Here is a 26428-nt window from a genome sequence, read left to right as displayed (position 1 = left end):
TTATTTTCTTATTAATGAAAAATGCCCATTTTTAGTTCTAATATCTCCATTGATATCAATTAAAACAGCATTGTACCAATAATCGTTAGATGGTAATAATTTTCCATCAGAAATACCGTTCCAACCATTTTGCGTTTTTTGATCTATTATTTTTAATAATTTACCATATCTATTAAATATTTTTAAATTAATTTCTTGATAGAATGCATTGTTCGTTCCTAAAACATTCCAAGTATCAAGATTTCCATCTCCATTAGGTGTAAAGTGTCTTTGAAAATAGATTAATGATACTTCATTAGAGTTTATAACACCACATTCGTTAATATCTCTAATATAAACTTTATTTAATCCAGCAGGTACATTTGTAAATGTGTAGCTTAAATTATCATCTCCTTTTTTAAATTCTGTAATAATATCAGAATTTAGTGCAAATTCATAATTACCAATACCAGAAACATTAACTGTTAATGTATTTTCGTCTAAACTATCTTGATCATCTACAAATTCTATAGATTCAATTACTGAGATATTAGATTCCTTTACAGTGAATGAATTATACCCGAAATTAATAATATTGTCAGTAGTTATTGCTGGGTCATTTTCATATTCTCTATATGCTTCAACTTTATATGTTCCGGTTTTGTTAGCGTCTATTGTAGCATTTGTTTCTCCGGAGATTAATTGGTCATCTAAATACCATTTATAAGTATCTGTTGTGTTACTTGTAGAAGCATCTAAATTTAATGATTTTAATTGTGGATTGTCTATCGGATTATTTATACATAAAATTTCTTCATTTGTATTGCCTTGTGGAATAGGAAGTTCTAATATGTTTATTTTAAATTGTCCTATACTTTCACATGAGTTTGTATCTACTAAAGATATTCTTACAAAAATATCATCTCCATCATTAAATAGATGGTCTTCAAAAGGAGCAATAATTTCGTTGTTTTGTAAACCAGCATCTTCTTTTGTTTTATAGTAATTGAAATTATGTGTGGTTAATGTTAAGGCTCCACTAGATTTAGAAATGATATCATCGGTTTTAGCATCAAAATCATAAAATGAATTTCCAGAACCTAAACTACTATAACTATTTGATATATTAGCATTACTATCTAGTTCACTCGCATAAATGTCTTCGTAAGAAGATATTCCTGAAGGGTTTACTTTTAATTCAATTTCTTTTGTTTGATAACAATTGGAGTCATTGTTGGTTATTTTTACAATTAATAAATGGTTTCCGTTTGCAATAGTTGTAGCAGTTGTATTTATGTAGTTTTCTTTAGTAACTGGTGAAGAAAAAGTAGTGTCAGTAATTTCGAAAAACTCAATAGTTACATCATCAGTTTCTGTATATAATTCTTCTTCTTTTGTAGTTAAGTTAAAGTTTGTAATAAAATCATTTGGATTTGAATCAAAATCACATTGTTCATAAATGTCAATTGTGTTTATGTTTGGTTTAGGAGCAAACTTAACATCAGCAACTGCTTCTAAAAATCTTTCTCTACCACAATTATTAAAATAAGTAGTCTTTAATGTGTAAATACCATCTGTATTTGTTGAAGTTGTTCCGAGTGTAATAATACTATTGTTTTCACCTGTTAAAAGTACATCATCTTTATACCAAGTATATGTTATTGTTTTTGAAGTATCAGCTGTATCATCAAAATCTAAGATATTATTTATCCCTAAATTTTTAGTTTCTCCTAAACATACTAATAATTCGCCAGAAATTTTTATACCTGTATCAATATCTGTTAAAGCTGCTTTAAAAAAAGATTGAATAAATGGAGGTAAACCTTCAGAAGAAACTCTAGGTCCTAATGATATTCCATTATGAACGTAATTTACACTACTTCCTAGTTCTTCAGGGTTATTAATTACACCTAAAGAATTTTCTCCACTTTTTGCATAGTAAATTCTAGCATCTGGACCTAGTTGTAAAGCTCCTCTATAACCATTCCATATGTTTATTGTAGATCTTGAACTGTTAATGTCTGTAATTGTATTTTTTGTTAAATCATATTGATAAATATAGGAATCTGTTCTAATTGAATTAGCACTTTGATTATGAAAACCAGTAGAAACATACAAACGATTACCTGTTTGAGAAAATTCTGCACCATAACTACCTATATTAATGTTTAATAATTGTCTATTAGAAGCAAAACCAGTTGAAGTATCAAAATCAAAAAGTAAGCAATCAGTTTCTTGACAAGTAAGAACAAGTTTAGAGCCATCAGGAGATACTTTTAAACTTCCTCTATACTCTGTAAAACCAATAAGAGAAGATATTATAGGGGTTGTTTCTACTCCACTTTTAGTTATCTTGTAAGCATATATTTTAGTCTTACTTGCAGAAATTATCCAAAACTCATTGCTCTTGTCAGATTGTATTGCTGTGACTCTTTCAGTCCAATTAAATCGTTCACCATTATTTAAATCTACAGGTCCATTAACAACACTTCCAAAACCTCCATTTTGAGAGAGGTCTATTGTATAATAGTAAAAGCCAGGGTTTTCAAAGTTACTTACAACAAATAAATAATAAATATTTGAGTTTTCAGGATTTGGTACAAATAAAGCAGATTGTGCACTTGATGAATCTCCATTTAAATCTGTTCCTCCAGGCATAATAGCATGATTTTTGTCCCAAACAGTAGTTCCATCAGAATAAAATAATAAATCACCACTTGAGTTAGAAATAGTAGAACACCCTTCATAAGTATTTAACTGACCATCATTTAATGCGATAGGGTTGCAGTCGGTGAAATCTAAACCTGCGTTAAAACCAAAATACCAAAAATTAGCTTCTTTTTGAGAGAATGTATTTAAAGTAAAAAAAGTAATAAATAAGATTAAAAAAGATGTTAATTTCTTCATTTGGTGTTATTTCTATTCTATAACACCAAATATATTTAAAAAGTATTATAAATCTCTCTTTTTTAACAGTGCGTAAGACAAATAAATAAAGATAAAAGTCCAAACTGTAACAATAAGTATTGAAGAAAAATCTACATCATAACTTTTAGTGAAGTTTTCACCAATCTGATTTGCTACAGATCTAACGGCACCTAATCTAGAAAAAGGTTCTTTTATTAAGTTTGCCATTGCTTCAAAAGGCAGAAATTGCATAATAGAATCTACAGATTCTGTTGTATTCGTAGCAGATTTAAAGGTCCAAAAAAGGTATCCTTTAAACATACTTTCGGCTATAAACCAAACAACCATAGCACCAACAGCAAAAGCAGAGCGTTTAACTAAAATTCCAAAGAATAATCCCATGGAAAAGAAACCAACTAATTTAATGAAGAAAGCAACTAAATATTTTAAATCAGAAACAATAATAGTAAACTCATTATAATCTGAATAAACAAGTCCTAAAATTAAAGAAACTACAAAAACAAATAAAGTAGAAATGAAAGCAAAAGCAATTACAGTATAAAATTTTGATAGTATAAATTCTTTTTTACTTAAACCGTCAATTAAATTTTGCTTTAAAGTTTTGTAACTGTATTCATTTGCCATCATGGAAACAATAACCAATAATAAAAAGAATTTTAGAATGGCAGCCATATATGTATTAAAGTGCCATATATATGGGAAATTGAAAATTCCCATTTCAGCTAAATGAAATTTTATAGGCCCAATATCAAATTTTATTGCAGCTATTAATGCAATAGAAGTCAGTAATCCAAAGTAAATAAGAGATAATACTTTACTGGCTGTATTGTGTTTTAATTTATGAAATTCTATAGTAAGTAGTCTTAACATGACGTTGTAAGTTTTTAATTTGAATTTATTCTCGACTGCGCTCGAATTGACACTCTAATGATTAGTTGTTGTTTGTTAAATCTAAGAATTGTTGTTCTAAACTAGGTTTACGTTTTACTAAGTGAGATAAAATAATTCCTTTATTGAACAGAAATTCATTGATTTCTGTTGCAGAAATAGCACTGTTTAAAGTAGCAATAATCGTTTCGTGATCTTTATGTACTTTACCAATTGCAGGATGTTCTTCTAAAACGGATAATAATTTATCTTCATTAGACGCAACTTTTAGTTCAAATAAACCATTAGAAGCTGTCATTTCATCTACACGACCACTATATAATTTTACTCCTTTTCTTATAACAACAACATGTGAACATACTTTTTCTACTTCATCTAAAAGGTGAGATGCTAATAAAATTGTAGTTCCATTTGCAGCAATACTTTGTATAATTTGACGAATTTCATGAATCCCTTGAGGATCTAAACCATTTGTAGGTTCATCTAAAATTAAAATTTCAGGGTCGTTTAATAGGGCAGAAGCAATTGCTAAACGTTGTTTCATTCCTAAAGAAAACGTTCTAAATTTACTATCTCTTCTCTCAAAAAGATTTACTGTTGTTAGTTTCTCGTTAATTTTTTCTGTGGATATTCCTTTTATTTTACAAATCAAAGCTAAATTTTGAGTTGCAGTCATGTAAGGATAAAAATTTGGTCGCTCTATAATTGCACCTACTTTTTTTAAGGCTTCATGAGTAGATAATTTTCCATTAAACCAAGAAAATTGACCTGAAGTTCTATTAACAACATTTAAAATAATACCTAAAGTGGTAGATTTTCCACTTCCATTTGGACCTAAAATTCCGTAAACATTTCCTTTTTGTATATCAAAAGAAAGGTTGTTTACTGCATGAACTTGTCCGTATTTTTTATCGAGATTTTTGAGTGATAAGATAGTTTCCAAAGAAATAGTTTTAGTCGATTATGATAGTAAGACGACTAATTTACAAATTTGTTACTACTTAAATGTTTAATTGTTGAAAAGTGTAATTGTTTAATTGTAGAAAACGATAAACAATTAATCAGTAAAAGGTTTTCTAATATTCGTTATAATCAAAATCATCAAAATGACCATATTCGTCATCTATATCTCCTTCATCACCAAAACCATCATCTAATTTTTCTGCAACAAATTCTTTTTCTGGGGCTTCACTTGGTATTTCACCAACAGTTAAAATAATTTGTGGTAAATCTCCTTTTGCTTCTTTAGAAATTTCAATTACTTCTAGATAAAACGTCCACATATTTAAGAAATCGTAAACGTAAATTAACTTATTGTTTTCTTCTGGTAAAGATTCATTTAAAATGCAAGTTTGCATAGAAACACCTTCGCCAACTTCTTCCATGTTAAATAACGGAATTTCTTCACCTTGATTCCATTCATCATCAGTTCTATAAAAAGAAGCCATTTCTTGACCTCCAAAACCAAAGGATTTAGCAATTGTTGCATGTAAATCTTCTAAATTTAAAGTATCATCTACTAAAATAGTTCTGATTACATCTTCTTTTGTGTCTAAAATTACGCGTATTTTGTACATAAAGTGGTTTAACTTTTCTGCTGCAAAAATACAAATTTTTATATGTACTTTTACAATATAATATGAATGATATGGATACAGCTGCTATTTTAAAAGCGTTTAATGAGCGTTCTAAAAATACCTTAATGGAAACGCTTGATATTGAATATGTTGCTCTTGGTGATGATTTTTTAACTGCAAAAATGCCAGTAAATTCTAATGTTCATCAACCTTATGGGCAATTGCATGGAGGTGCAACTGCAGCATTGGCAGAAAGTGTAGGAAGTGCAGCTTCTAACTTTTTTATAGATCATAAAAATCAATTTATAAACGGAATTCAATTATCTATAAATCATATAAAAAGTAAAAGAGAAGGTGTGGTTTTTGCTACTGCAAGGAATATTCATAAAGGAAAAACGACCCATTTATGGGAGGTTACTATTGTAGATGAAAACGATAATTTAATTTCTGTTGCTAAAATGACAAATATTGTTTTAACTAAAAAATAATTTATACTTTACATTGAATATCATTTTTAAAAAAATTGAAGAATTTTACAAAGGTAATAAGCCTTTTGTAGTTTATAGAAAACCAAATTCATCAGTAGTTTCTGGGTTTTTTATGAATGATGATGAAATTTATTATACATCTCAATTTAAAGAAACCGGATTTGTTTTTGCGCCTTTTAATAGTGATGAAAAAGCTATTTTGTTTTTGAAAGAGAAAGCTGAAATCATCGAGGAGAATTTAGATTTAAATGAAGACTTTTCTTTGAATGATGATTTTACAGTTGATGCAAATTCTGATAAAGAAAAACACATTCATTTAGTAGAAAAAGCCCTAGATGAAATAAATAATAATGAACTTAAAAAAGTTGTTGTTTCTAGAAAAGAAGACGTTCAAATCTCTAATTTTGATTTGCTTCTTACTTTTAAAAAATTATTAAAAAACTATACAAATGCTTTTGTATATGTTTGGTTTCACCCAAAAGTTGGTTTGTGGTTTGGCGCAACACCAGAAACTCTTTTAAATATTTCTGACCATAATTTTAAAACAATGTCTTTAGCAGGAACTCAGGTATATGTTAATTCTGATGAAGTTATTTGGAAAACTAAAGAGTTAGAAGAACAACAATTGGTTACCAATTTTATTGAAAATCAATTAGAAAAAATTTCTTCTAATCTTAAAATTGATAAAACTGAAACGGTAAAAGCAGGAAACTTATTACACCTTAGAACCAGAGTAGAAGGGGAGTTAAATAAAAAATCAAGTCTAAAAGAGTTAATTAGAGGTTTGCATCCAACGCCTGCAGTTTGTGGTTTGCCAAGGGAAAAAGCAAAAGATTTTATCAACCAAAATGAAAATTATAAAAGAACTTTTTATACCGGTTTTTTAGGTGAATTAAATCTTGAAAATAAAAACTCTTCGCTTTTTGTAAATTTAAGATGTATGAATATTGAAGAAAAAATAGCTTCAATTTATATTGGAGGTGGAATTACAAAAGATAGCAATGCAAAAAAAGAGTGGGAGGAAACCATTGCAAAGAGTAAAACAATGAAAAAAGTACTTTAAATATATAAATGAAAAAACCACAAGTATAAAACTTATGGTTTTTAGAGTAAAATTAATTTGAATTAAAAATTGTTTTCTGTACTAGTAGAGGTTTGATGAAATGATTTTTTCAGAAACAAGCTAATACAAAAAAGGTCTATGACCTTTATATATCGTCAAAAGAAACGTCTGTAAAACTCTCTGCAGATTTAACTTTATCTTTAGTTTCTTCTTCCTTTTTAAAATCTTTTTGATGACGCTCACTAATTACTTCGCTACCTTTTTCGTTTAAAATGTAATCCGTTGCTTTACCTAACATTTCTTGAAAATCTGTAAAATCTTCTTTGTATAAATATATTTTATGTTTTTGATAATGAAAGCTTCCATCATCATGTGTAAACTTTTTACTTTCTGTAACTGTTAAGTAATAATCATCTGCTTTTGTTGCTCTAACATCAAAAAAGTAAGTTCTTCTTCCAGCTCTTAATACTTGTGAAAAAATTTCTTCCTGTTCAACTCTTTCTGCTCTCTCTGCCATAATTCTTTTAAAATAGTAGTTATAAAATGTTTGTTATACATAACAAATCTAACAAAATATTTAATGTAGCCATGTTAAAGATTAAATTTCTTTTTCTAAAAGTTGTTGTTCATACAAGTCTTTGTAATAACCTTCTTGCGTTATTAGTTGATTATGAGTTCCTTGTTGTGTTATTTTGCCTTCATCTAAAACAATAATTTTATCAGCATTTTTAGCAGATGAAATTCTATGGCTTATAATAAAAGTGGTAATGTTTTTAGAAATTCGCTCTAAATTTGATAAGATTTTTTCTTCAGTTTCTGTGTCTACAGCAGATAAACAATCGTCAAAAATTAAAATTTTAGGTTTTTTAATGATTGCTCTAGCAATAGAAACACGTTGTTTTTGTCCGCCAGAAAGTGTAACTCCTCGTTCACCTAAAATGGTTTTATAACCATTAGGAAAATCGATAATGTTTTTATGAACATCTGCATTTTTTGCTGCTGCTATAATTTCTTCTTCTGTAGCATCTTCTTTTCCGAATTTAATATTGTCTTCGATACTTTCAGAGAATAAAAATGGATCTTGAGGAACAAAACCAATCTGACTTCTAACATCATTTAAATTAGCTTTTTTTATTGGTTTTTCGTCTAATAAAATTGTTCCTATTTTGGTGTCGTACAACCTTGATATAAGTTCAATAATTGTAGATTTTCCAGAACCTGTTTTTCCTAAAATAGCTATTGTTTCCCCTGCTTTTACAGAGAAATTCACATTCTTTAAAGCAGTAATATTTGTGTCGTCATATGTAAAAGTAACATCTTTAAAAGTAACATTTCCTTTTAACTCAGTATGTGTTGTGTTTGTATTCTGGATTTCTGGTACTTGTTGTAAAAATTCATTAATTCTTGCTTGAGAAGCTTCTGCTTGCTGAATCATAGAAGTTACCCAACCTACAACTGCAACAGGCCAAGTAAGAATATTAACATATAACATAAATTCAATGATAGTACCTATTTGAATTTCACCATCAATATATTGTTTTCCTCCAACATAAATAACAATGATATTACTAATACCAATCAATAAAATCATTAAAGGGAAAAATAATGCATTTGCTTTTTGAAGGTGGATGTTTTTTTCTTTGCTTTCATCTGCGATTTTATCAAAATCTTTTATAATTGAAGCTTCAATTCCGTAAGATTTTACAACATTAATTCCTGAGAAAAATTCTTGATTAAAGGTTGTTAATTTTGATAAATATTCTTGAACAACAGTACTTCTTTTATGAATAACTTTACTTAAAATAAAGATTGAAATTGATAATAAAGGAAAAGGAATTAATGTATACATGGTTAGTTTTACATCGATACTCATCATTTGTGTAAAACCAACAGTAAACAATACAATCATATTCATACTGTACATAATTGCAGGCCCAACATACATTCTTACTTTAGAAACATCTTCAGATATTCTATTCATTAAATCACCAGTTCTATTCTTCTTGTAGAAATTAAGAGATAACCTTTGGTATTGTTGATAAATTTCGTTTTTAAGATCAAATTCTATCAATCTTGAAGTAACAATTATGGTTTGCCTCATTAAGAAAGTGAAAAAACCAGATAATATGGTAACCCCAATAATAATAAGTACATTTATTAATAATTGATGCTCTACTTCATCTAAATTTGTTACAATTCCGTTTTGATAATCTTCGACTACATTTAAAGAATCACCAATTATTTGAGGAATTTTTAATGCCAAAAATTTAGCAGAAAAGGTCATTAAAATACCGATTATTAATCGCCATTTATATTTAGAAAAATACTTATTTATATGTCGTAATTCTTTCAAAGAATATTTAATTTTTAAAAAATAAAATTACAATTTATTAAGAGTCTGAAAATTATTTTTTTGTTAAAAAAGATAAAGCACGAAGATACAAGTTTAAGGGTAAAATTAAATCTTAAAAAAGAATTAAAAACTTGGTAGGTTAAAAATAAAATAACACTATTTTTGCAGCGCAATTTAAATATAAGTTCTTTAGAAGATGATAAACAGAAGACATATTCGAGTTAAAGTAATGCAGTCTGTATACGCTATGTTACAATCTCATAATGATGATATCATTAGAGAAGAAAAATTTTTAAAACATAGTATTTTAAAAATGTACGATTTGTACGTTTTAAACTTACAATTGTTAGTAGAAGTACAAAAGTTGGCAGCAAAAAAAATTGCACTTTCAAAAAAGAAAATTCTTGCTACTAAAGAAGAATTAAATCCAAACAACAAATTTTTAAACAATAAAGTGATAAATACTCTTGCAGAAAGCATTAGTATAGAAGGGTTTATTGAGTTAAATAACTTGAATAATTGGGAAGAAAATGATGAGTATGTAAAAATTATTTATGATGAATTGCAAAAAAGCGATTTATATAAAAAATATTTAGAAACCGAAGAAGACACATTTAAAGTTGATAAAGCTTTTGTAATCGATTTTTTCAAAGAAATTATTGCTCCAAATGAAAAGTTAGGTGAGTTTTTTGAAGACACAATGATTTCTTGGGTAGATGATATTCCTTTTGTAAATACTTGGGTTGTGAGATCATTAAGTAAATTAAAAGAGAATAATACCTTTATTTTAAGTAGTCTTTATAAAGACAAAGACGATGAGGATTTTGTTTCGCAAATTTTTAAGAAGACCATTTTAAAACATAGCGAATACGATAAAGATATAGAAGATAAAACACCAAATTGGGAAACAGACAGAATTGCAGATATAGATTTAATTCTTATAAAAATGGCAATTTCTGAGTTTTTAAATTTTCCTTCTATACCAACAAGGGTTACTATTAATGAATACATAGAAATTTCTAAAGATTATTCTACAGAAAAAAGTAGCTATTTTATTAATGGAGTTTTAGATAAGATTTCTAAAGAGTTTATAGAAAATAAAAGAATCGTAAAAATAGGTAGAGGATTACTTTAATTTTTTTATTATTTTTACACAAATTTAAATCAAAATGAAAAAAACAACAATTTTATTAGCGTTCGTAATTACTGCATCGTTTTTTACAGCATGTAAAGATGGAGGTAATGCTACTTCAAAAATAAATAAAGCAAATTTAGAAAAAGCTGAAACTAGAGATTTAGAAATAAAAAAAGGAACAGCTTTAATTACTTTAGATAAAAAAGTATACGATTTTGGTACTGTTAATGAAGGAGATATTGTAGAAACTAGTTTTAAAGTTACTAATTCTGGTAAAACAGATTTAGTAATTACAAATGCACAAGCATCTTGTGGTTGTACAGTTCCTGTTTGGCCAAAAGCGCCAATTAAACCAGGAGATTCTGGTGAGGTTAAAGTTAAGTTTAACACAACAGGTAAACCAAATAGACAACAAAAATCGATTACTTTAACTACCAACACAGAATCTGGTAGAGAGATTTTAACTTTAAAAGGTTCTGTAACACCAAAAGCAAAAAAATAATGAATTTTACAGTAATATTTTTACAAGAAGGAGGATTAGGTTCTTTAGCGAGTATGTTACCTTTCTTAGCAATTATTGTTGTGTTTTATTTCTTTATGATAAGACCACAAATGAGTCGTCAAAAAAAGGAAAAAGCTTTTCAGGCAGAAATTAAAAAAGGAGCAAAAGTTGTAACTTCTAGTGGAATTCATGGTAAGGTTGCAGAGATTAATAATACAGATAATACAATTACTGTAGAAACAGGAGCAGGAAAAATTAAGTTTGAACGTTCTGCAATTTCAATGGAATTAAGTAAAAAGTATTTAGCTCCAGCTAAAAAATAAAAATTATTTTTTTTAAAATATTAAGTGAGCTTTGTCTTTTTAGATACTGCTCACTTTTTTGTTTACTTGCTTTTGTGTAGATTGCATAAAAATCATTTATTGTCTTGATTAAAAATAAAAAAATATCGAAAAGTTTTATTGGTTTTTTAATAGCATCTATATTAATATGGTTGCTAATAACACTATCTAAAGAGTATACTGCTACTTTAACTTTTCCTGTAAATTACACTAATATTCCTCAAGATAAATTATTACAGAAAGAGCCTACAAAAGAAATAGAAATTATAGTAAAATCGTCTGGTTTTAATATTTTAAACTCAAGGTTTGGTCATAAAAGTTTAGCATTAAATGCAAATAGTTTAAATAGAAAATCTTCTAATAGTTACTACTTTTTAACAAGAAGCCAAACTAGTAATATTCAAAAGCAATTGCGCTCTGGCATACAATTGCAACAAATTATTCTCGATACAATTTACTTAGAAATAGGAAGTTTAGTTTCTAAAAAAGTGCCCTTAAAACCTAATTTAGAGATTAATTATCATATTGGTTATGACATTTTAGATGCTGTAAAAATGAAGCCAGATAGTATTTTAATTTCTGGACCAGAAGCACAAATAGAAAATATAAATACAATTAATTTAGAATTATTAAAACTAGAAGATGTAAAATCTGATTTTTCTGAAAAAGTAAAAATTGTATTGCCTAAAAATTCAAGTAGTCTTAAAGTTAATTCAGAATTAACTACTATAAGTGGTAAAGTAGAGAAATTTACAGAAGGTAATTTCCAAATCCCTTTTAAAGTGAATAACTTACCAGATGGTGTTGAGTTAACAACACTTAATAAAACAGTTGAAGTTGTTTTTGTGGTTGGTCTGTCTAATTTTAATAAAGTTGATAAAAACTTTTTTGAAGTTGTATGTGATTATAATATTTCTAAAGAAAACAATCTTAGTTATTTAGTACCTAAGGTAATTGTAAAATCTAGTTTTATCAAAAGTTTTAAAGTAATTCCTAATAAAATAGATTTTTTAATTCAAAAATAAAATGGTTGTTGGTTTAACAGGAGGTATTGGAAGTGGTAAAACAACAGTTGCTAACTTGTTTGCAAAATTTGATAATGTTGTTATTTATAATGCAGATATTGAAGCAAAAAAAATAATGAATACTTCATCAATAATCAAATCTAAAATTATTGCGCAATTTGGAGAAGAATCATTTCTAAATAATCAATTAAATAGGCCTTTTATAGCGAGTCTTGTTTTTAAAGATAAGAGTAAGTTAGAAGCACTTAACTCAATTGTACATCCAGAAGTAAAAAAACATTTTCAACAGTTTGTTAATCAACATATAAAAAAAGATTACATAATTTATGAAAATGCAATTCTCTTTGAAAGTAAAAGCAATTTGAAATGCGATATTATTATTTCAGTTTTTGCTCCTTTAAAAGTTAGATTAGAAAGAACAATGTTAAGAGATGGAAGTTCTAAAACAGCTGTAGAAAACAGGATAAAAAATCAATGGTTAGAAGACAAAAAACTACTACAATCTAACTATGTAATTTATAATTTAAACCTAAAAGACACTCAATCTCAGGTTATTAAAATTCATAATATTTTAACAAATAAAAAGGGTTGATTTTAATTAAATTCAACGTTGTTGTTAAATTAATCTTAAATTTTAAATATATCCGTTAATTTAGGTTAAAAATAATAATTTCAAATTTTGAAAGCCGTAACTTTGATTTATGGGGAAGAAAATGTTTGTTCTTATTGTTGCTTTAATGAGCATTTCTTTAATAGGTATTATTGCTGTTCAGCTATATTGGATCAATAATGCAGTAGAAAGTAAAAAGGAACAATTTAAGAATGATGTACAGAAATCTTTAGGGAGTGTATCTCAAAGAATTAAAGAAAAAGAAGATGCCGCTTTAGAAAAAGAAGTTGATGGTTTAATTGAAAATATAGGCTTAGCATCAGAAGCACAAATTAGAAACTATTTTTTTCAACAAATAGATACTACTAACAATCTAAAAATAACTTTTGGAGGAACTTTTTTAGAGAAAAATTTTAAACTACCTACAGATTTTTTAGATAATGATTCTATAATTTTAAAAAGAGTTTATGGTAAACAAGATTTTTTTCAAACTAGATTAATTAAAGGTATTGATAACATTTTTAGCACAAAGGATGAAGAAAGATATTCATTCACTAAAAAATATAGAAGTATTGAAAAACCATATTATAAAAAAGCTTTAGAAGCTTTTAATAAAATAAAACCTATACATCAAAGAATAAGTAATAGAGAACTTAATGACATAATTAAACAAGAATTAATAAAACGAAATGTTGAGTTAGATTTTAAATACGGAGTTTATGGTAAGGATGGATTAGCAACAAAATTAAAATCTGGTTATTATACAATTAATAAAAAAGAAAGTTATTCTTATCCTCTCTTTTTTGATGCAAATGAAGATGTAGAATTTGAGTTGTATGTAACATTTCCTGCTAAAAATGAACATATACTATCAGGTATATCCAATATTTTATTATTGTCTTTATTTTTTATTTTAATTATAATAATTGCATTTTCAAGTTCTTTATATCAATTGATTAGACAAAAGAAAATATCAGAAATAAAAACTGATTTTATAAATAATATGACACATGAGTTTAAAACCCCAATTGCTACCATTAATCTAGCTTTAGATTCTATTAAGAACCCGAAGATTATAAATGATAACGACAAAGTTTTACGTTATGTGCAAATGATAAGAGACGAAAACAAGAGAATGCATACTCAAGTAGAAAACGTTTTAAGAATTTCTAGGTTAGAAAAAAACCAAATTGATATTAGTAAGGAAACTATTGATATGCACGACACTATAGAAGATGCAATTACACATGTTAGTTTATTAATAGCAGACAGAAAAGGAACTTTAGATACTCATTTTGAAGCGATAACTTCTGAGATTTCTGGAAATGAATTTCATTTAACAAATGTGATTGTTAATATTTTAGAAAATGCCTTAAAATACTCTGAAGGAGCACCAAAAATTGAAGTATTTACGGAAACCACAAATAAATTCTTCGTTTTAAAAATAAAAGATGAAGGAATAGGAATGAGTAAAGCTGTTCAAAAGAATGTGTTTGATAAGTTTTATAGAGAACAAAAAGGAAACATACACGATGTAAAAGGACATGGACTAGGTTTAGCCTATGTAAAAGAAATAGTAGAAAAGCATCATGGTACTGTTTTTGTAGAAAGTGAAAAAGGAGTAGGTAGCATATTTACAGTAAAATTACCTTTAATTTAAAAAGTAAAACAATGGGAAGTAAGAAAATTTTATTAGTTGAAGACGATCCAAATTTTGGAACAGTTTTAAAAGATTATTTAGCATTAAACGATTATAATGTTACACATGCTAAAGACGGTATAGAGGGATTAATTATGTTTAAAAACAGTGATTATGACTTATGTATATTAGATGTAATGATGCCTCGTAAAGATGGTTTTTCATTAGCACAAGATATTAGAGGAACAAATAAAGAAGTGCCAATTATTTTCTTAACAGCAAAAACTTTAAAAGAAGATGTTTTAAGAGGATATTCTGTTGGTGCAGATGATTATTTAAATAAACCTTTTGATTCTGAAGTATTATTGCATAAAATTAAGGCAATTTTACAAAGAAAAGACATCGATAAATCTACAGAATCAGAGCAGTTTGAATTTAAAATAGGAGGCTTTTTCTTCAATTCTAAATTAAGGCACTTATCTGTAGGAGAAGATGGAGAACCAATTAAACTTTCTCCTAAAGAAAGTAAGTTATTACGTATGTTAGCAATTCATAAAAACGATTTAATGCCAAGAGAATTAGCATTAACTAAGATTTGGAGAGACGATAATTATTTTACATCTAGAAGTATGGATGTATATATTGCAAAACTTCGTAAATATTTAAAACCAGATGAAAATGTGGAGATTTTAAATATTCATGGTGAAGGTTTTAGAATGGTAGATAAGACTTAATAAAAACTTCACTTCCTTAAAAATTAACTCAACTTGATTCATAATCAGGTTGAGTTTTTGTATATTTATAATATGGCAGAATTCATTAAAATATATAATGAGAACCCAAACCCAAAGGCAATAGATAAAGTTATTAAGGTTCTAAAAAGTGGAGGATTGGTAATTTACCCAACCGATACCGTTTATGGTTTAGGTTGCGATATCACTAATAATAAAGCTTTAGAAAAGATTGCTCAGATTAAAGGAGTAAAGCTAGAAAAAGCAAAATTTTCTTTTATTTGCAATAATTTAAGTCATTTATCTGATTATGTAAAGCAAATAGATACTTCTACTTTTAAAATACTTAAAAGAGCTTTACCAGGACCTTATACCTTTATTTTACCAGGAAGTAATAATTTGCCAAAAGTATTTAAAAAGAAAAAAACAGTAGGTATTCGTATTCCTGATAATAATATTGCAAGAACTTTAGTCGAAAATTTAGGAAACCCATTGGTTACCACATCTATAAGGGATGATGATGAAGTTTTAGAATACACCACAGATCCAGAATTAATTTTCGAAAAATGGGGTAAACTAGTCGATATTGTAATTGATGGTGGTTATGGAGATAATCAAGCTTCTACAGTAATCGATTTTACAGAAGGTTATCCAGAAGTTATTAGAGAAGGAAAAGGAAGTTTAGATATTTTGTAAAATTAGTTTTAAAGTTTAGTGATTTGTTAGTTCAAGACATTTTTGAAGTATCAAAAAAAAATGTATATAGAACTAATTAAAATGATTCATTTCAAATCCTTAAACTTTTTTCTACCAAGAGCAAAATATTGCCAAACAATACTTGTGTGTAGATTATAATTTTGTTTTTTTGATAGTTTTTTTCTCTTTTTTAGAAACTTATTGAAGTTTTTATAAAAACTAAAATGTGCTTTTAAAATAGCCCAAGTATGTATTGGTCTTAACTCAATCATAAACTTGATTCCTGCAATTCCGTCTAAAAGTAAACGTGAAAAAATTACAAATAAAAACCATTTTTTAGGAACGTTTTTTACTACGTTTAGCAAACTATTTCTAAAATTTAAATATGTTTTTTGTGGATTTGTTTCTTGTAAAGTTGCTCCACCAACATGATAAACAGTAGAAGCACCCACATATTTTATTTTGTAGCCATTATTTTGTGTTCGCCAACACAAATCAATTTCTTCTTGATGCGCAAAATAATCTTCGTCTAAACCTCCTAATTGATGATATACTTTAGAACGAATAAATAAACACGCACCAGAAGCCCAAAAAATATCTGTTGTATCATTAAATTGACCTTCATCTGTTTCTAAATGATTAAAAACACGACCTCTGCAATAAGGATATCCATATAAATCAACAAAACCACCAGCAGCTCCAGCATATTCAAACTTCGTTTTATCTTTAAAATCTAATAATTTGGGTTGAATAATTGCTGTGTTTTCATCCCTTTTAAAAACATTAATAATTGGTTTTAACCAATTTTCAGTAACTTCAACATCAGAATTTAATAGGCAATAAATATCTGCTTCAATTTCTTTTAAAGCATCATTATAGCCTTTAGCATAACCACCATTTACGTTGTTTTTAATTATTTTAACTGAAGGGAAATTATTTTGAACATAAGCAATTGAAGAATCTGTAGAAGCATTGTCTGCTATATAAATGGCAGCTTCTTCTGAACTAAAATTCACTACAGATGGCAAGAACTGTTCTAACAGTTTTTGACCATTCCAATTTAATATGACGATTGCTATTTTCAAGAGTGCAAAATTACACTTTAAAAATTACTTTTTATATAAAGTTGTCTTAATTAAAAAGTGATTTTTATTATTTGTAATCAGGTATTTCTTTTAAGAAAATGTAAGTTTCATTTTCAAAATCCATTTTGCAGTAAAAATGCTCTAAACCATTAGTTACAATCAAATAATTGGCTTTTAGTTTTAAGTTATAACGTGCAATTTGATCAAAAGTATCTTGTGTGATTTTTATAGAAGGAGCTTTACATTCAACAATAATTTCATGGTTTCCTTCTTTATTAAAAATTAAAATATCTGTTCTTTTTTTGCGATTATTAATAGTTAATTGTTTTTCTAAGGCAATTAATGAAGTAGGATATTTTTTTTCTTCAATCAAAAAATACACATAATGTTGACGAACCCATTCTTCTGGAGTTAAAACCATATATTTTTTTCTCAATTTATCAAAAATAAGCGTCTTATTTTCGCTACTTTTGAGTTTGAAATTATAAGTTGGTAGATTGAGTTTTTGCATCAATCAAAAGTAAGAAAATGAACGAGATAAGAAACATTGTTTCAGATATAAAGAAAGGAAATATTAAACCTATCTATTTTTTAATGGGTGAGGAGCCTTATTACATTGATAAAATTTCTGATTTTATTGAAGATAATATTTTAGATGAAGCAGAAAAAGGTTTCAATCAGCAGATAATGTATGGAAGAGATGCAAGTATAGAAGATATTGTTTCTTCTGCTAAGCGTTATCCTATGATGTCTGAAAGACAGGTAATTATTGTTAAAGAAGCACAAGATTTAAGTAGGAATATTGAAAAGTTAGTTTCTTACGCAGAGAATCCACAACCAACAACTGTTTTAGTTTTAAATTATAAATATAAAAAACTAGATAAGCGTAAAAAATTGCACAAAGCAATTGCCAAAACAGGTCTAATATATGAAAGTAAAAAATTGTATGAAAATCAGGTTTCAGACTGGATTCGTAGAGTTTTAAGTGGACAAAAATATCAAATTGAGCCAAAAGCATCTCAAATGTTAGTAGAATTTTTAGGAACTGATTTAAGTAAAATATCTAATGAATTAGATAAGTTAATGTTAATTCTGCCTAAAGAAACCATTATAAATGATCATCATATTGAAGAAAATATAGGTATTTCTAAAGACTTTAATAATTTTGAATTACGTAAAGCAGTAGGAGAGAAGAACATTGTAAAAGCAAATAGGATTATTAATTATTTTGCAGAAAACCCTAAGAATAATCCTTTAGTAATGACTATTTCTCTATTGAATGGTTTTTTTACACAATTATTGATGTTTCATGGTTTACAAGATAAATCTAAAAATTCTGTGGCAAAATCTATTGGAGTAAGTCCTTATTTTGTAGATGAATATTTTTTAGCAGCCAGAAATTATCCAATGCGTAAAGTTGCACAAGTAATAGCAACATTAAGAGATGCTGATGTAAAAAGCAAAGGAGTAGGAGCTAGTCAATCTCAAAGAGATATTTTAAAAGAATTATTATTTAAGATTTTGCATTAAATAAAATTATTCATCTAATTAAAGAATTTATTATATAAAAAAGAGCAGTTTTTAAACTGCTCTTTTTTTATAAGTAAGAATATTGAAAACTACTCTATCAATATTTTTTTAGTAAGAATTCCTTTTTCTGTTTTTACTTTAACAATATATATGGTTGATGAAAGTTTATCAACTTTTAATTTGTGTAAGGTAGCTTTTTCAAGATTTTGCCAACCTTTAACTTTTTGACCAAGAATATTGAATAATTCTACTTTTGAAATTTCTAAATTGTTTAAATTTTGAATTGATATTTCTTCATTTTCATTATCCATAAAGATAGATAACTCTTTATTTAGAATATTATTTTCTTCTAAACTTAAAGCTGCTTCACTATTAAAGCTAAGATAAAAACGTTCTTTATAAGTTCCAATTTCTAGGTCAAGTTCTATTTTTTCTGATAAATCATAATAAGTATTTGTTAATTTATCTAATAAATAGAAAGGTATATTAATGTTAGCTTTTTCATCAACTGTTAAGAATACAGTTTTATCTGTATCTATTTGTAATGTTAATGGAACTTCTAATTCATTAGTAATTTGACCAACACCAGCAATAATTAATTTTTTATCAGCGATATCTTCATGATTCCAATAAATATCTGTAGAATGAAGGTCATATATTTCGCTATCATAACCGTTTTCAAACTTAAAACTATTTTCTTCATAAAAAGAAATACCAATTTGTCTATGAAGAGCAACTTGATTTTCATTTGAGTAACCAAAACCTAATTTAATAATAGGTAAAGATTCTATAAAATCATCTACTTCATCTTTTTCTTCTTCAGCACTTTTTTTATTGTTTTTAAAGAAAAAAGTTCCTGCATTTTCAAAATCATTATTTTTATAATCCCTTTGAGAATTTTCAAATCTTATTTCACCAGCTGTTACTGAAGAAGTAAAGAAACCTTGTCCAACAGCCATATATCTACCAGGAGCATGGTATTCTCCATCTCCTAAAGTAATACCACCTTTAGTGTATATAATATCGTCTAAAGCTATTTTAAAATCTGTAAAATTAGCGCTAGATATTTTTATTGAAGTTATATCATTCCAGTTTAGGTTTATTAAATCTCCAGTTTTATCAGTTAAAGTTGCGTTTACTGATGAATCTCCGCCAGTTATAGTTATATCTAAATCTATTGGATCAGGATTTCCAGGAGTTATATCGTTATAAATATATATAGTTGATAAATTTACAAGTTCACTAAAAGTAACTGTTATTGAACCTAATTCAGTTAAGTCACTAGACATAGTAATAACATTACCAGAAGTGCCACTTTCTCCACTAGCGTTAACTAAATCTAATCCATCTAAATTTGTAGTAGTTACAGTTGCAGTAATGCCATCTACAGTTTGTGTAATATCATTTCCATTATCTGTTGCAGTTTCCCAATCAAAAGTTTCACTATTTACAGCTTCAACTCCGTTAGCTGCAATTCCCATTGTTAAATTTCTTTGAGAATATCCTCCTTGATACCCTTGAAAATTATGCCCTTCACTACCAATAGTATTTTCATCTTCACCAGTATGTTCCCAAAAGTATAAAGTACCATCAATAATATGATTATTTTCACTAATAAACTCATAAGTATCTAAAGCACTTGGATAAGGGTTACCTAATAAACTTGTGCTTGCAGTATTAATATTAAAAGCAATAGAACCATCGTTTGGTGTGCCTACAAAAGTGAAGTTTTGTCCAACTACACCTGTGCTCTTCATAGAATATCCTTGACCTCTCTTTATTGCTCCAGTTTCATACTTGTGTTGCCATGCAGAACCATCTCCAATATCATTTAAATTTGTATATATCCAGTAAGGTGCTATTTTTATTGGAGTACCTGTTCCACCATCATAACCACTAACCCAATCAATATCTACAATTCCAGAAGTTTCTGATGTAGGAATGTTACCATCCTTCATAACTTCACCAACTCTAAATGTATTTAAACCAAATTCTCTAACAGGTGATGACCAATAATGATATCTATAAATATTAGGTACTAAAGCTTGTTGATCTTTAAATATTTTCCCACTACCTTGTACATTAGAAACTCCTGTATGCGTTTGTATTAATTGTCCATCTCCAATTAATCTAATTTCACCATCTAAAATAAAATCTTCATCTAAAAGTAAATAATAGTCATTAGGCACCATTAATTTAGAGTTTCCTTTTACCCAAACACATTCTACTTCTGCACTTTGATCTAGTGTTGCATGTGTTAGGCTTGTTTCAGAATCAATAATCATTACTTTATCTCTATCAGCAGCGTTTGTACTTGGTTTTCCAGAGCCACCGTTTCCACCTAACCAAGAATTAGAATTTCCATTCCAGAAAATACCATTTATTTCACTAAATGTAAAATATTTTGTGCCATTGAAATTATAAGTAATAGTATAGTTTACTTCACCATTTATAGTCTGATTATTTAAATCATTTAAAGCGATGTATTCTATATTTGTTGTAAAAGCAGCGTCGTCTGCAACTTTAAAGACTTTAACAGTATTGGCAGTAATAAGTGCAGCATCTATTATTTCTTTTTCAACGCCAAGTTTAACAGCGCCAACAGTTCCTTTTTCAACTATTTTCCACGTTCTTGCTAACGTCTTTTCTGGTGCACAAATAAGTTCTGTTTCTGTAACATTGCCAGGAGCAACACTACCATTATTATTACCCCAGACTAAAAAGTCTTTATTACTTGCAAATGTATTTGCATTTAATTGATTACTTGTTTCAATAGCAGTTAAACCTATGGTAATATATGCATCACTATTAATAGATTTAGATTGTTTTTGGTTTAATACCATAGCATCATCTCTACCAATACCAGCAACATCATTATGATAAATCATGTTTGCAGCATAATCCCATATTTTTGTATTTGTATCTTTAAGTAAATAATCTCCTTCTGTAATTGTAGCATAATTATCTGAAGGATCTAAAGTAATCCCATATTTAATTGCTAAATACGATTGTATATGTTGTTGCTCTTTTGGAGAAGGAACAGCATCCATAACCATTATTTCTGCAACCTCTCCATCTAAATAATTTTGAGTACCATTTCGAGAACCTAAATAAAAATCCTGACTACTATTACTAACAACTGATGCGGCAATATTATCTGTAGCAAGTTCTAAACCATTTCTATAAAGTGATTTATTTGAGTTAGAAGGAGTAGAGGTACTTGTACTACTACCTGCATTCCATAAATTAAATTCGCCAGTATTTGCTCCCCAATTTGTTGTTATTGCGTCAGCAGACCCAAATTTGAAAGCGAATTCACTATTTTGATTTGGTGTTAAAAAGTAAAACCTTGTATTACCAGTTCCTTGAGATGTATTATAAACATAATCATCTACGTTTGTTAAACTTACGGCATATACCCAAATATCATCTACTTGTACATTATTCCCTAAAATACCTCCATCGATAAACATGTACTCATCTGTTCCATCAAACTCTAAAGTTGGATTAAAGTTAAGGCCGGTATCAATTTTTTCAGGACCCGTACCGATTGTATTTTCTGCTATTAAGGCTATATCATTAGCTTGATCTAACCATTCGGTTACAGAGGTTGTTCCAGTTACATCAATATCTGCTCTAAGCCATAAAAGATTACTTGCAACACCAGGTACTACTGGATCTTCTGTATTGTCTCTATAATCTACATTACCTCCATTTGGTATGTCATCATCTGTATCAGGTAAATCTGTAGCAGGGTTGTTGATTTCATCATTTACATCATAACCATCTAATACATCAGAACCTTCAAAATTATCATCTAATCCATCTCCATCAGAATCTACACCGCTTAACACACCAGATGAAAATCCATTTTCTTGAATATCAGGAACACCATCATCATCTGAATCTGAATCTAAATAATCTGCAGGATCTAATCCATCTGTGTTTATTGGAGTAACAATTGGCTGACCAGTTATTCCTCCACAAGGTGTACAATTTTCATCATAAGCATCATCAATTCCATCACTATCAGAATCCACCCCAGAAGGAGCAATATAACCAATTGATGTTTGCGCTTCTACATTATCTGGGATCCCATCATTGTCTGAATCGATGTCTAAGTGATTTGGAACGCCATCGTTATCTGCGTCATACACATCTGGAATACCATCGTTATTTGAGTCTGTGTAATCAGTGGTACTGCCATCTCCAGCATCACCATCATCAGTTGTGTCTAGGAAGTTTGGTGTGCCATCGCCATCTTCATCACCATCAATATCATAAACACCACTTTCTATAGTATCTAGTATTCCATCATTATCGTCATCTAAATCCGTTATGTCTAAAATACCATCATTATCAGTATCAACACCAATTAAATTATCTCTAAAATCTACATCGCCATTGGCGTTATTTGAATCGCCATCTGCATCTGTAAAGTTATCTGTTTGTGTATTATCAAAAATACCATTGATGTCTGCATAATTATCTGCAGTATCTAAGTCGTCATCTAAACCATTTGCACCAACTGGATTGTCTGTTCTTCCATCTGTATGGTCTAAATTACTACCAGATTCTACAATATCATAAAGACCATCACCATCAGAATCTAAATCTAAATAATCTGGTATAGAATCAGAACCTACAGCAGCATTTTCGTCAGTATTTTCTGGTGTAAGTCCTTCACCATAAGCTGTATCTATACCATTAGCATCATAAACGCCAGTTGGTGCTATATAATCTTTGGTAGATTGTGCTTCTATATTGTCTGGTATTCCATCATTATCTGTATCTAAGTCTCTAAAGTCAAAAACACCATCTTCATCAGAATCTAGAGGCGTACAAAATGATAGATTACCTATTGCTATATCATGATTTCCAGTTGGAGCATCTGTTTTTGTATTTGTAAAGACAATTTTCATTTTGCTAATCCAAGTTGGAATTGCATTGATAATTAGATTGCCATTATTATTTCCTGTACCTTCAAAAATATTTCCAGTTACATTTTGCATTCCTGCTCCTAAAGAATAATTAGCCAGTTGTAATGTATAGTTTCCACCATTAAAATCTGTTAGAACTATTTCTACATTATCTGTAAAGTTTCCGTTAGCATCTATGTCATAGATTGTAAAGTTTAAACCATAGATGGGTGTATCAAAAGTAAATGTATGTGATGATGCACCATTAGGTATTGCTTCTTGTAATAAGTTATATGTACTTGCAGTATTTACATTATCATTTACTCTATAATTATAGCTAGTTAAACCTGTTGCTTTTGTAATTGTAATACCAACATTACTTACTGATAAAGGACTTTCTTCTGAAGGATCATCTCCTTCTGTAGCATTAGTGCTATTTGGGTTTCCTGTATATTCAGTTTCCCAAATTAAAGTACCAGGTACAATACAAGCTGCACCATCACCAAATTCTACTGTGTCTATAATACCATCATTATCATCATCTAAATCTACATCATCTTTTATACCATCTCCATCATTGTCAAAAGTTGTTGTGTCATCTCTGTAATCTACATCTCCACCATCAAAAACATCGCCATCTTCATCTGGGAAGTTATTGTTTTGAGAATCATCAAAATTACCATTTACATCTGTATAATCATCTCCATTATCATAATTACTGTCTAAACCATTAGCACCTGAGATTCCTGAAAGGGTTAAGCTACCTTCAGTTGTATCATCAATCCCATCATTATCTGTATCTAAATCTAAATAATCTGGATTATCTGTTCCGTCTGTATTTACAGGAGAAATTGTTTGGCCAGTTATTGGTCCTTCAAAAGGTTCTACTGTATCCGTACAAGGAGCACAATCTGCATCGTATGCATCATCAAGACCATCACCATCAGTATCTTGGCCAGAAGGTGCAATATATCCTATTGTTGTTTGTGCTTCTATATTATCTGGGATACCATCACCATCTGAATCTAAATCTAAAGAGTTTGGAATTCCATCTCCATCTGTATCTAAATGGGTAGTAATAGGGTTTAGATATGAAGAGTTACAACTAAAATCTATTTTATGTAATCTAGTCGTATTTCCTATATTATCATCTCTAGCAATTAAACCTACTCTTATAGTATAAGAAATAGAGGCCGGGTGTACTGTGGTGTAGTTAACTTGTGGAAAATCACTTGTTACACCACCGTAGTCTGAAAATCCACCGGTACCAATAAACCAATTTCCTTGTTGTTCAAATGTTAAATCTGTAGGGTTATCATGAATATATGTTCTAGGGTTTAAAGACCAACATTGTTCTGCTATATTGAAATTACCATCAATATCATTAAAACTAGCACTAAATTCATTTAAAATATAAGGAGTTGTTGTACCAGCATCAACAAACGAAAAAATATATTCTACATAAGTTTGATTACCATCTTCACCTAAATTAAACCGAGTTTGTGGAAAAAATGCAGCATCTCCATCTCCATCATCAAGTTCAGGAATACTTGTAGTATTGCCTGTTTCTGTATAAATTTCAGAAATTGTGACAAGGCAGTCTATATCATTTCCATCTATATTTATTACATTCGGAAACCTAAATATATCTCCTTCATTAAAATCACCATTATCTGAACCAGATTCAAATGTATATGAATTACCAAAATCTACTATTGAAAGACCTTCACAGGATAACGGCTCTGTAGTAGAATAGTTAGTTTCTATTGAATCTAAAATACCATCATTGTCATCATCTACGTCTACGTTATTTGGTATGCCATCTCCATCAGTATCTAAAGCTGAAGCTACTCCTTGAACGGCAAATGTGTATGGATTTTCATCATCATCATTGTTATAAATACTTATGATTGCCTCTTTTGTACCATCTGTAGTAGGAGCAAAAACAACATCAAAAGTTGTAGAACCGCTTGTTGGAGCTACAGGTGATGTTGGATTTACAGTTATTGAAAAATCTGTAGAGCCAGAGACTAAAACAGAACTAATTGTTAATGCTCCAAGACCCGTGTTGTTTATAGTAAATGTTTTTGTTACAGAACCAGAAGAGATAGAACCAAAGTCTGTATTATCAGTTAATGATGGAGTTGTATCTCCATCTGTAATAGAAACTCCATTTCCTTTTACGTCAATTTCTGATGAAGGAAAAGTCTCATATAAATTAATATTATCTAATGCCATATCAGATTGCCAACTAGTATCTTTAGTACCTACAAATCTAAATTGTATAAAACCAGCACCTGCAACCGCACTAGTAACATGTGATTTAATATCAATAGATCCAGTATTCCATTGATTTCCATGATTATCTTCTTCACTCCATATTTCAGTCCAAGCAGGATTAGTAGTAGGATTTACACGTATTTGCAAAGCTAAAATACCCATGTTTGCAAATGTTTGGCTATACATGTGATAGTCAAAATCGAAATAAACACCATAAGCACTTGCTAAAGAAGTTACATTAAATCTAGGGCTTCGTAAATAAGCAAAGTCACCATTATTTCTTGGATTAGACATTTCTGTAAACATATACCAATTCCCAACAGAACCCGTTGTTGGTCCTGTATTATTAGATGGTGTACCGCCAGAATCTCTTGTCCAATTAAAATCATCTCCTGAAGTAGGGTTAACCCATTTAGAATAATTTACTACAGTAACTATATCAGTAGCAGCTTCAAAACTCATATTATACGGATACGATGTTATCTGCGAAAAACTTAAAAAAGTTGATAGAATAAATATAAATAGTAAAATAGATTTTTTACTAAAAGCTTTTAGGTTGCTTTTTTTTGCAGAAACTACTTTTATTGTTTTTTTCATTTTTTGTGAAATTACTTTTAACCAAATTTAGGGGGGATAAATACAATTCTAAAAAAACACAC

At 28.6% G+C, this 26428-nt stretch carries 20 protein-coding genes; 11 read left to right on the top strand and 9 right to left on the bottom strand.

Features of this window, described 5'->3' with window-relative positions:
• The 4 genes from PHEL85_RS04645 to PHEL85_RS04630 all read right to left on the bottom strand — a co-directional run bounded on the left by PHEL85_RS04645 (position 1) and on the right by PHEL85_RS04630 (position 5372).
• A complete protein-coding gene (locus PHEL85_RS04645) occupies positions 1-2886 on the bottom strand; it encodes a T9SS type B sorting domain-containing protein (RefSeq protein WP_036821682.1) in 2886 nt (961 codons plus the stop codon).
• Between the two features lie 45 nt (positions 2887-2931).
• Positions 2932-3777: an ABC transporter permease gene (locus PHEL85_RS04640; protein ID WP_036821679.1), complete on the bottom strand. Its 846-nt coding sequence runs from the start codon at positions 3775-3777 to the stop codon at positions 2932-2934.
• Between the two features lie 61 nt (positions 3778-3838).
• Positions 3839-4738: an ABC transporter ATP-binding protein gene (locus tag PHEL85_RS04635; RefSeq protein WP_036821673.1), complete on the bottom strand. Its 900-nt coding sequence runs from the start codon at positions 4736-4738 to the stop codon at positions 3839-3841.
• Positions 4739-4871: 133 nt separating this feature from the next.
• Positions 4872-5372 carry an IS1096 element passenger TnpR family protein gene (locus PHEL85_RS04630; RefSeq protein ID WP_036821670.1) on the bottom strand — a complete coding sequence of 167 codons (501 nt, stop codon included), beginning with the start codon at positions 5370-5372 and terminating at the stop codon, positions 4872-4874.
• A 71-nt stretch (positions 5373-5443) separates the two neighbouring features.
• Here PHEL85_RS04630 and PHEL85_RS04625 point away from each other — a divergent pair, with 71 nt between their 5' ends.
• Both PHEL85_RS04625 and PHEL85_RS04620 read left to right on the top strand, forming a co-directional pair.
• Positions 5444-5860, top strand: coding sequence for a PaaI family thioesterase (locus PHEL85_RS04625; protein ID WP_036823127.1), 417 nt, complete (start codon positions 5444-5446; stop codon positions 5858-5860).
• Between the two features lie 13 nt (positions 5861-5873).
• The gene (locus PHEL85_RS04620) at positions 5874-6923 is read left to right on the top strand and encodes a chorismate-binding protein (protein ID WP_235318231.1); all 1050 of its coding nucleotides are present in this window, start codon (positions 5874-5876) and stop codon (positions 6921-6923) included.
• A 145-nt stretch (positions 6924-7068) separates the two neighbouring features.
• On the opposite strand, the gene PHEL85_RS04615 is transcribed toward PHEL85_RS04620, so the two are convergent.
• Together PHEL85_RS04615 and PHEL85_RS04610 are read right to left on the bottom strand one after the other, a co-directional pair.
• A complete protein-coding gene (locus tag PHEL85_RS04615; RefSeq protein ID WP_036821668.1) occupies positions 7069-7440 on the bottom strand; it encodes a PUR family DNA/RNA-binding protein in 372 nt (123 codons plus the stop codon).
• 81 nt (positions 7441-7521) lie between these two features.
• Entirely contained in the window at positions 7522-9276 is a 1755-nt protein-coding gene (locus PHEL85_RS04610) for an ABC transporter ATP-binding protein (protein WP_036821666.1), read from the bottom strand.
• 196 nt (positions 9277-9472) lie between these two features.
• On the opposite strand from PHEL85_RS04610, the gene nusB reads away from it, so the two are divergent.
• The 8 genes from nusB to PHEL85_RS04570 all read left to right on the top strand — a co-directional run bounded on the left by nusB (position 9473) and on the right by PHEL85_RS04570 (position 15955).
• Positions 9473-10411, top strand: coding sequence for a transcription antitermination factor NusB (nusB, locus tag PHEL85_RS04605; RefSeq protein WP_036821664.1), 939 nt, complete (start codon positions 9473-9475; stop codon positions 10409-10411).
• Positions 10412-10445: 34 nt separating this feature from the next.
• Positions 10446-10913 carry a DUF1573 domain-containing protein gene (locus PHEL85_RS04600; RefSeq protein WP_036821662.1) on the top strand — a complete coding sequence of 156 codons (468 nt, stop codon included), beginning with the start codon at positions 10446-10448 and terminating at the stop codon, positions 10911-10913.
• Positions 10913-11236 carry a preprotein translocase subunit YajC gene (yajC, locus tag PHEL85_RS04595; RefSeq protein ID WP_036821660.1) on the top strand — a complete coding sequence of 108 codons (324 nt, stop codon included), beginning with the start codon at positions 10913-10915 and terminating at the stop codon, positions 11234-11236. Before PHEL85_RS04600 ends, yajC begins: the two co-directional genes overlap by 1 nt.
• A 104-nt stretch (positions 11237-11340) precedes the next feature.
• Complete coding sequence (locus PHEL85_RS04590) at positions 11341-12279, top strand: CdaR family protein (RefSeq protein ID WP_036821659.1); 939 nt, start codon at positions 11341-11343, stop codon at positions 12277-12279.
• A 1-nt stretch (position 12280) separates the two neighbouring features.
• Complete coding sequence (gene coaE / locus PHEL85_RS04585) at positions 12281-12871, top strand: dephospho-CoA kinase (RefSeq protein ID WP_036821656.1); 591 nt, start codon at positions 12281-12283, stop codon at positions 12869-12871.
• Positions 12872-12980: 109 nt separating this feature from the next.
• Complete coding sequence (locus PHEL85_RS04580; RefSeq protein WP_036821649.1) at positions 12981-14549, top strand: sensor histidine kinase; 1569 nt, start codon at positions 12981-12983, stop codon at positions 14547-14549.
• A gap of 11 nt (positions 14550-14560) precedes the next feature.
• Positions 14561-15262: a response regulator transcription factor gene (locus tag PHEL85_RS04575; RefSeq protein WP_036821646.1), complete on the top strand. Its 702-nt coding sequence runs from the start codon at positions 14561-14563 to the stop codon at positions 15260-15262.
• A 72-nt stretch (positions 15263-15334) separates the two neighbouring features.
• Positions 15335-15955, top strand: coding sequence for an L-threonylcarbamoyladenylate synthase (locus PHEL85_RS04570; RefSeq protein ID WP_036821643.1), 621 nt, complete (start codon positions 15335-15337; stop codon positions 15953-15955).
• A gap of 86 nt (positions 15956-16041) precedes the next feature.
• Here the strand turns inward: PHEL85_RS04570 and PHEL85_RS04565 are convergent, their stop codons facing one another.
• A complete protein-coding gene (locus tag PHEL85_RS04565) occupies positions 16042-17040 on the bottom strand; it encodes a glycosyltransferase family 2 protein (RefSeq protein ID WP_036821641.1) in 999 nt (332 codons plus the stop codon).
• Between the two features lie 67 nt (positions 17041-17107).
• Positions 17108-17551, bottom strand: a complete 444-nt coding sequence (locus PHEL85_RS04560) for a type I restriction enzyme HsdR N-terminal domain-containing protein (RefSeq protein WP_036821639.1) — start codon at positions 17549-17551, stop codon at positions 17108-17110.
• A gap of 17 nt (positions 17552-17568) precedes the next feature.
• Here PHEL85_RS04560 and holA point away from each other — a divergent pair, with 17 nt between their 5' ends.
• Positions 17569-18570, top strand: a complete 1002-nt coding sequence (holA, locus tag PHEL85_RS04555; protein ID WP_036821636.1) for a DNA polymerase III subunit delta — start codon at positions 17569-17571, stop codon at positions 18568-18570.
• Positions 18571-18659: 89 nt separating this feature from the next.
• Here holA and PHEL85_RS04550 read toward each other — a convergent pair whose 3' ends face one another.
• On the bottom strand, positions 18660-26366 hold the full coding sequence (locus tag PHEL85_RS04550) for a choice-of-anchor D domain-containing protein (RefSeq protein WP_036821634.1): 7707 nt from the start codon (positions 26364-26366) through the stop codon (positions 18660-18662).
• Positions 26367-26428: the final 62 nt, after the last annotated feature.

The organism is Polaribacter sp. Hel1_85 (assembly GCF_000766795.1).
Taxonomy (GTDB): Bacteria; Bacteroidota; Bacteroidia; order Flavobacteriales; family Flavobacteriaceae; genus Polaribacter.
This window is presented reverse-complemented; position numbering and strand designations above follow the sequence as displayed.